Source organism: Aeromicrobium sp. Leaf272 (genome assembly GCF_001422865.1).
In the GTDB taxonomy this organism is placed as follows: domain Bacteria; phylum Actinomycetota; class Actinomycetes; order Propionibacteriales; family Nocardioidaceae; genus Aeromicrobium.
On the sequence record NZ_LMMY01000011.1, the window covers coordinates 410,498 to 412,184 of the forward strand.

2 protein-coding genes and 1 pseudogene are annotated in these 1,687 nt (G+C 71.5%); all 3 read right to left on the bottom strand.

Annotated features, from left to right (window positions below; translation table 11 throughout):
- On the bottom strand, positions 1-393 hold a 393-nt coding region (locus ASF38_RS09075; RefSeq protein WP_200914474.1), incomplete at its 3' end, for an alpha-hydroxy-acid oxidizing protein.
- A gap of 14 nt (positions 394-407) precedes the next feature.
- The gene (locus ASF38_RS09080; protein WP_056575286.1) at positions 408-1,148 is read right to left on the bottom strand and encodes an amino acid ABC transporter ATP-binding protein; all 741 of its coding nucleotides are present in this window, start codon (positions 1,146-1,148) and stop codon (positions 408-410) included.
- A gap of 6 nt (positions 1,149-1,154) precedes the next feature.
- Positions 1,155-1,441 (bottom strand): annotated as a pseudogene (locus tag ASF38_RS19765) (ABC transporter permease subunit); the annotation flags it as partial.
- Positions 1,442-1,687 lie beyond the last annotated feature (246 nt).

A 1,687-nucleotide genomic window follows, 5' to 3' on the forward strand; every position in this document is an offset into this window, starting at 1 on the left:
CACCAGGTCGAGCGAGACCTGCCGGTCCTTGAACACGTAGAGCTGGAACCAACGGTCCGGGCCCGCCACCCGCGCGACGTCGGCCGGCGACGTGGTGGTCTGCGACGACAGCACGAACGTGGAGCCGGTGGCGGCCGCGGCCCGGGCCGTGCCGCGCTCGGCGTCCTCGTGGGCGTGCCGCTGGTAGGCCATCGGCGCCACCACCACCGGGTGCGAGCGACGTCGGCCCAGCAGGTCGACCGACAGGTCCCGCTCACCGACGTCGACGAGCACCCGCGGCGCGAGCCGCACGTCGCTCCAGCTGGTCTCGTTGGCACGCAGCGTGATCTCGTCCCCCGCACCGCCCGCGAAGTAGCCGTGCGCGCCCGCGCCGAGCAGGTCCTCGAGGTCCATGGCTCGAGGCTAGGTCACGCGCGGAACCGCGCGAGGAACGCCGCGGTGCGCGGGTCCTGCGGGGCCTCGAACAGCTGTTCCGGCGGACCGATCTCGACGATCTCGCCGTCGGCCAGGAAGGCCACGACGTCGCTCGCCTCGCGTGCGAACGACATCTCGTGCGTGGCCATGACCACGGCGATGCCGTCGGCCCGCAGGCCGCGGACGACGTCGAGGACCTCACCGACCAGCAGGGGGTCGAGCGCCGACGTGATCTCGTCGAGCAGCAACACCTCGGGATCCATCGCCAGGGCGCGGGCCAGCGCGACTCGCTGCTGCTGACCACCGGACAAGGAGTCCGGGTACGCCGACGTCTTGTCGGCCAGGCCGACCCGGTCGAGCAGCGCGAGGGCCCGCGTCCGGGCGTCGGCCCTCGACACGCCCGCCGCCTTCGTCGGCGCGAGCACGAGGTTCTGCAGCACGCTGAGGTGCGGGAAGAGGTTGTAGGCCTGGAAGACGATGCCGATGCGGCGTCGGATCGCGTCGATGTCGACGCGGGGATCGGTGATGTCCTGCTCGGACCCCGCGTCGTCGGCCAGCCAGACGGTCCCGTCGTCGACGGTCTCCAGCAGGTCGATGCACCGCAGCAACGTCGACTTCCCGCTGCCGGACGCACCGATGAGGCAGACGACCTGCCCGGGCTCGACCACGAGGTCGATGCCCCTCAGCACCTCGGTGGAGCCGAACGACTTGCGCAGCTGCTCGATCCTCAGCATCAGGCNGCCGCGATGAACAGCACGGCGGAGACCACGAGCGGCGTGAACACGAAGTCGCGGTTGGCGATGATGTTGGCCTGCCGCAGCGCCTCGACCAGGCCGATGGTCGACAGCAGGGCGGTGTCCTTCTGCAGCGACACGAAGTCGTTGAGCAGCGGCGGCACCTGGCGGCGCAGGGCCTGCGGCAGCACGACATGACGGAGCGTGCGCCCGTAGGACAGCCCGAGGGCGCGGCCGCTCGCCCACTGCGTCGGGTGGACCGACAGGATGCCGGCGCGGATCACCTCGGCCACGTAGGCGCCGTAGCTGAGCGTGAGCGCGACGNCGGCGTGCCGCGGAAGACGTCGGTGTACACCGTGGCGATGAGCCGCAGCGGGGCCATGGCCGGCGACGGGACCACGCGCACCACCGCGACCACGAGGGCGACGACGAGGATCAGCACCTCGCACACGAGGAACAGCCGCACGTTGAGCCAGAAGGCCTCGGCGATCGGTCCGGCGGAGTCCTTCGCGTCCTGCCAGTCGAAGAAGGTGCGCTGC

Bases quoted from the DNA above. Each gene is read 5' to 3' on its own strand.
- ASF38_RS09080 (WP_056575286.1), bottom strand. From the start codon at position 1,148: ATGCTGAGGATCGAGCAGCTGCGCAAGTCGTTCGGCTCCACCGAGGTG.